Below are 5655 nucleotides of genomic sequence, written 5' to 3' on the forward strand. Positions count from 1 at the left end.
AAGCCAAGATGGCAACCAAAAGAAGTCAAGTTGTATCCCTAACAAGGGAACAGTCAAACTAGGAGCCGTGTGAGGTGAAAGTCTCATGCACGGTTCTGAATGGGAGGGGAGGTCGGTGACGACCTTCTCGACCCCTAATAGTATAAAAAAGGAATAGAGCCTGAAACTCTACTCCTCAATCAAAAATTGCAGTTAATTTCTAACCCTATAGTACCACAGAAGTCAAAGCTTCTTTGAGGATAGCGGCTTTATCGGTCTTTTCCCAGGGTAAGTCGAGATCATTGCGACCAAAATGACCATAAGCGGCCACATCTTGGTAAAAACGATCGCCTCTTTCCGAGGGTAAACCGCGCAGGTTAAAGGTGTGGATAATACCGGCCGGACGAAGTTCAAAGTATTTATTGATTAAGTCCAGAATCACATCATCAGCGACTTTGCCAGTGCCAAAGGTTTCCACGAAGAGACTCACCGGACGAGCTACCCCAATCGCGTAACCCACTTGAATCTCGCACTTATCGGCCAAACCAGCAGCGACGATATTTTTAGCCACATAACGGCAAGCGTATGCTGCAGAGCGATCGACTTTGGTAGGATCCTTACCGGAGAAAGCACCGCCACCGTGACGAGAATAGCCACCGTAGGTATCGACGATAATTTTCCGTCCCGTTAATCCTGCGTCGCCTTGGGGTCCACCAATGACGAATTTTCCGGTGGGATTAACCAGATAACGGGTGTTGGCATCGGGTTTAATCTCTAAATCGCTGAAAACAGGCTCTACTACCGCTTTCCAGAGATCACTTTTAATCTTTTGTTGGACGAGATCATTATCAGTGATATCGCCGATAGTAGCATCGTGTTGGGTAGAAACAAGGATAGTATCGATACCCACGGGACGACCATTTTCATAAATGACCGATACTTGCGTTTTACCGTCGGGACGCAGATAGGACAGTTCACCCGTTTTTCTGACTGCCGCTAGACGGCGAGCGATGCGGTGGGCTAAACTAATCGGTAAGGGCATAAATTCGGGGGTTTCATTGCAAGCGAAACCGAAGACAATACCCTGGTCTCCCGCACCAATTTTATCGAGTTCATCATTGCTGAGAAGTTCGCGATTTTCCTGAGCAGCCGTGACACCCTGGGAAATATCGGGAGATTGTTCGTCTAAAGCGACTAAAACCGTGCAACTATTCGAGGAAAAGCCGTTATCGGCGTTGATATAGCCGATTTCAGCGATTTTCTTGCGAACTAAATCGACGAAGTGAACCTGTGCTTTCGAGGTGATTTCACCGGTAATCAAGACTAACCCTGTATTGACAACCACTTCAGCCGCTACACGACTGTGGTCATCTTGGGATAACAGAGCATCGAGAATAGTATCAGAAATCTGGTCACAAATTTTATCGGGATGTCCCTCTGTAACCGATTCGGAGGTGAACAAATAACGTTTAGACAAGTGATGTCCCTCACATAGTAGTACATTTGAACGCAAAAAAGATTCCAAGAAATCTTTGATAATACAGTGTAACAGGGAATTTGTAGAGATCGAGTATTTTCAATAAGAAACCGCCCGAACATTGTCCGGACGGAGTGTGGTGTGAGGAGTGAACGGAAACTTGCGTCTCCGCTAATTCCATTGTAGAGGACAACTTAGAATCTTGAACGATTTGAAAGAAACTGTCCCAAAAAATTTTTATCTCTTCAAGGGGTTGACTAATGCCCGATCCTCGTCTCGATGATGTAGCCTGAGTAATACAGGTCGCAGAGCTATATGCCAAGATTATGACAGTCACAGCCGATTATTTAGAACAACTCAATCCTTCTCAGCGCATTGCTGTGGAGCATTTTTGCGGCCCCTTGTTGGTGGTTGCTGGAGCAGGATCGGGAAAAACCAGCGCTTTAACCTATCGTATCGCCCATTTGATCCGTCATCACGGGGTCGATCCGGAAAATATTCTCGCGGTCACTTTTACCAATAAGGCGGCCCGGGAAATGAAAACTAGAATTGAAAAAACTTTTGCTCAACAGAAAGCACAGGAAAAATACGGTCAAAGATTAGAACTTTTGGAAGAATACGAACAGAAAAAACTCTTTTCTCAAGTTTATCGGAATTATACTAAAAAACTCTGGATTGGGACTTTTCACAGTCTTTGCGGTCGGATTTTGCGCTATGACATTAATAAATATCAGGATGAATATGGTCATAGTTGGCAAAGGAATTTCTCAATTATGGACGAATCTGATGCCCAGAGTTTGGTGAAAAATATCGTCACTAAACAGATGAATTTGGACGATAAAAAATTTGATGCTCGCAATCTACGTTATGCGATTAGTAATGCCAAAAATTTAGGTTTAACCCCCACAGATTACGCCAGAGAAAACCCTCATTTTCGGGGAAAGGTCATTTCTGAGGTTTATCAGGCTTATCAGATGCAATTGGCACAAAATAACGCCCTAGATTTTGATGATTTGATACTGGTTCCAGTCCGTCTTTTTCAGCAAAATGAATCTATTCTCGGTTATTGGCACACGCAATTTAAGCATATTTTAGTCGATGAATACCAAGATACTAACCAGATTCAGTACGAGTTAATTCGGCTTTTGTCCACCAATGGTGAAACGAAAAAAAGTGAGTGGAATTGGACGGATCGATCGATTTTTGTGGTGGGTGATGCTGACCAATCTATCTATAGTTTTCGGATGGCAGATTTCACTATTCTGCTCAATTTTCAAGCGGACTTTGGCGATGGTTTACCCGATGATGATACTCGCACGATGGTGAAACTACAGGAAAACTATCGTTCACGGGAAAATATTCTGCAAGCGGCCAATAAATTAATTGAAAAGAATAGTCAAAGAATCGATAAAGTCCTTGTTCCCACCAGAGAAGGTGGCGAGAGTATCTATGTTTTTAAAGCCAGAGATGAACAGGAAGAAGCGGCTTTTGTTATCGATAAAATCAGAGAATTTACCCAAGAAAACCCCGAATTAAATTGGGGTAGTTTTGCCATTCTCTACCGAATTAATGCCCAATCTCGTCCCTTTGAAGATGGGTTAATTCGCAATAATATCCCCTATAATATTGTCGGGGGATTTAAATTTTATGATCGACAGGAGATTAAAGATGCGATCGCTTATTTACGAGTGATTGCCAATCCTGCCGATACCGTTAGTTTACTGAGAATTATTAACACTCCCCGGCGCGGTATCGGTAAAACCACAATCGATAATTTGCTCAAAGCTGCCCAAGAATTAGGAGTACCTTTATGGGAAATTATCAGCGATGAAACTTCCGTTAATACTCTCGCTGGTCGTGCCACTAAAAGCATCAATAAGTTAGCTAAAATTATCCAAAACCTGCAAGAAAAAATCACCGATTTATCCGCTAGTGAAATCCTAGACCAAATCATGGAAAATTCGGGATATATTGATGAATTAAAACAGCAGGGAACCGAGGAAGCTGATACCAGGATCGAGAATATTCAAGAATTGTATAGCGCTGTGGTACAATTCCAAGAGGAAAACGAAGAAACCAATCTCCGGGAATTTCTCGCTAGTGCTAGTTTAGCCTCGGATTTAGATAATCTTCAGGAAGGTCAAGAAAAAGTCTCGTTAATGACCCTTCATTCGGCCAAAGGTTTAGAGTTTCCTATCGTCTTTTTAGTCGGTTTAGAACAGGGCATTTTTCCCCATAATCGTAGTTTAAACGATCCCATTGCCCTTGAGGAAGAACGCCGTTTGTGTTATGTGGGAGTGACTCGGGCCAAGGAACAATTATTTTTAACCTACGCAAAAGAAAGATACGTCTGGGGGAATAAAGAGACTAAGGTAGCTTCCCAATTTTTGCAGGAATTGCCCCCAGAATTGCTCACAAGCAACCTGAAACCGAAAAAGACCCCAAAAGTGGTTGCCATGGAAAAAACTGTCTCTGATCAAAGAAAATGGCAGGTAGGCGATCGAGTATTACACTCTACTTTTGGAGAAGGAGAAGTGACCCATATCCTCGGTACGGGCAAAAAAATGAATCTAGCGGTCAAATTTTCGGGTTTAGGTCAGAAAATCATCGATCCTCGCACCGCACCCATGCAACTTATCCAGGAATAGAGAAGGACCTTAAGCTGCAAAAAGTAAACAAGCTTGGATATCTGCGAGTTCCAAATCGGGAAAGTCTTCTAGAATTTCAGTTATGCTCACATTCTCCGCTAACATTTCCAAAATATCCGTTACTCGAATTCGCATCCCCCGAATACAAGGACGACCACCACACTGGCCAGGTGTTTGAGTAATGCGGGTAAGCAAGCTAACTGTTGAGTCCATAGAACGCATCTCGAAGATATTTAGTCTGCATTTAATTATCTTATCTGGTAATCCTAACAACCAATCCCTAACACCCAACTGACACCCCCTGATTCCTCAACTCCGATCGCTACCTGCTGTTAAAATAGAGAATTGCGGTCAGACTGACGATAAAATTGAGAAGCTAAATCCTTGATTCTTAATAGTTGTTGAGAAACTTTCCGCCTACTATCGCAATTATCCGATAATATGGGCAACAGCGAGTTAGTCTATTCAGTCTGTTAAAATTGACCCCCGTTGGTCGTATTCGCGCACTGTCTAACCTTTATGATGAGGATCAGTTAATATGGAATCAATGCAACCCACCGAAACACAAAATCCGATTAGAACAGATTTACCTGGGTCTCTGAGCAAACCCAGCAGCAGCAGCAGCACCGAACAGATTTGGTCTGAATATGTAGAACCAGTTTGGGATTCGGTAATGTCCTATCTGGCTAATGTCCCCGATTATATCGGTAGTTTCTTCTCTGGATACAAAAAACCTTTAATCGTTCTGGGGGCAATTTTAGCGAGTTTTGTCACCGTGAAAGTTACCCTAGCGGTTTTAGATGCGATCGATGATATTCCCCTCCTTGCTCCTATCCTACAATTAGTTGGGATCGTTTACACTGGTTGGTTTGTCTGGCGCTATCTGCTCAAGGATGAAAATCGTCGCGAGTTATTAGCCGAAATTGATGCACTAAAAGCGCAAGTTTTTGGCAGTCACAATAACACTTTATAGATAGAATCAAGCATAAAAAACAAAGGAGTTGAGTGTTTCCGCTCAACTCTTTTGTTTTTGCACAACAGCTTACACTAGAGTTCTTGCATAAGTAGGGTTTGCGGCAAAAAGTACGGGCGAAGCATTCGGATAGAAAATCTCCGGTTTCACCGATAGGTTATTGCCCGAATGCTTCGCCCCTACAGGACGCGGGCCGATGAAGACGCAAGGTTTAGAAGCAGGATTCTCTCAAAATCTTGCACCTGTTTCGCGAGAAAAGCCACAAAACCGCTACCTTGCCTACATTTCAAATTTATTCAGCAAACCCTAATTAATTTTTGAAAAGGCAAAAATGAGAAAAATAAGCACAAAATTGCCTAAAATCCCTAAATAGAGCATTTAATTGATTAATGCTCATTCTTAATTCTCCTGACGACCGACTCGGAGAATACTGACTCCTAAGGGACTTGCGCTTTGATAATGTACCTTTTGGGCGAACGCAGTTCGCCCCTACATTGTGGACAAAATCCGTTACTGTAGGGGCGCAATGCTTGCGCCCTCCGATCGCTCAGGTTTGCTGATCACCCTAAGTAGGGGGA

Annotated in this window: 4 protein-coding genes; 2 read left to right on the plus strand and 2 right to left on the minus strand. The window is 43.0% G+C overall.

All coding sequences use genetic code 11. From position 1 onward, the window contains the following. Positions 1–205: 205 nt before the first annotated feature. Entirely contained in the window at positions 206–1456 is a 1251-nt protein-coding gene (gene metK / locus O9324_RS19540) for a methionine adenosyltransferase (RefSeq protein ID WP_288141068.1), read from the minus strand. Between the two features lie 326 nt (positions 1457–1782). On the opposite strand from metK, the gene pcrA reads away from it, so the two are divergent. Then, positions 1783–4104 (plus strand): DNA helicase PcrA, encoded by a 2322-nt coding sequence (gene pcrA, locus O9324_RS19545; RefSeq protein WP_288141069.1) that lies wholly within the window; start codon positions 1783–1785, stop codon positions 4102–4104. Between the two features lie 9 nt (positions 4105–4113). Here pcrA and O9324_RS19550 read toward each other — a convergent pair whose 3' ends face one another. Continuing rightward, entirely contained in the window at positions 4114–4317 is a 204-nt protein-coding gene (locus O9324_RS19550) for a DUF433 domain-containing protein (protein WP_043995753.1), read from the minus strand. 325 nt (positions 4318–4642) lie between these two features. Here O9324_RS19550 and O9324_RS19555 point away from each other — a divergent pair, with 325 nt between their 5' ends. Next, positions 4643–5077, plus strand: a complete 435-nt coding sequence (locus O9324_RS19555; protein WP_193960976.1) for a CAAD domain-containing protein — start codon at positions 4643–4645, stop codon at positions 5075–5077. Positions 5078–5655: the final 578 nt, after the last annotated feature.

The sequence above is a fragment of the Microcystis sp. LE19-84.1B genome, assembly GCF_027531875.1.
GTDB lineage: Bacteria > Cyanobacteriota > Cyanobacteriia > Cyanobacteriales > Microcystaceae > Microcystis > Microcystis panniformis.

Bases quoted from the DNA above. Each gene is read 5' to 3' on its own strand.
- O9324_RS19550 (WP_043995753.1), bottom strand. From the start codon at position 4,317: ATGGACTCAACAGTTAGCTTGCTTACCCGCATTACTCAAACACCTGGC.
- pcrA (WP_288141069.1), top strand. From the start codon at position 1,783: ATGACAGTCACAGCCGATTATTTAGAACAACTCAATCCTTCTCAGCGC.
- O9324_RS19555 (WP_193960976.1), top strand. From the start codon at position 4,643: ATGGAATCAATGCAACCCACCGAAACACAAAATCCGATTAGAACAGAT.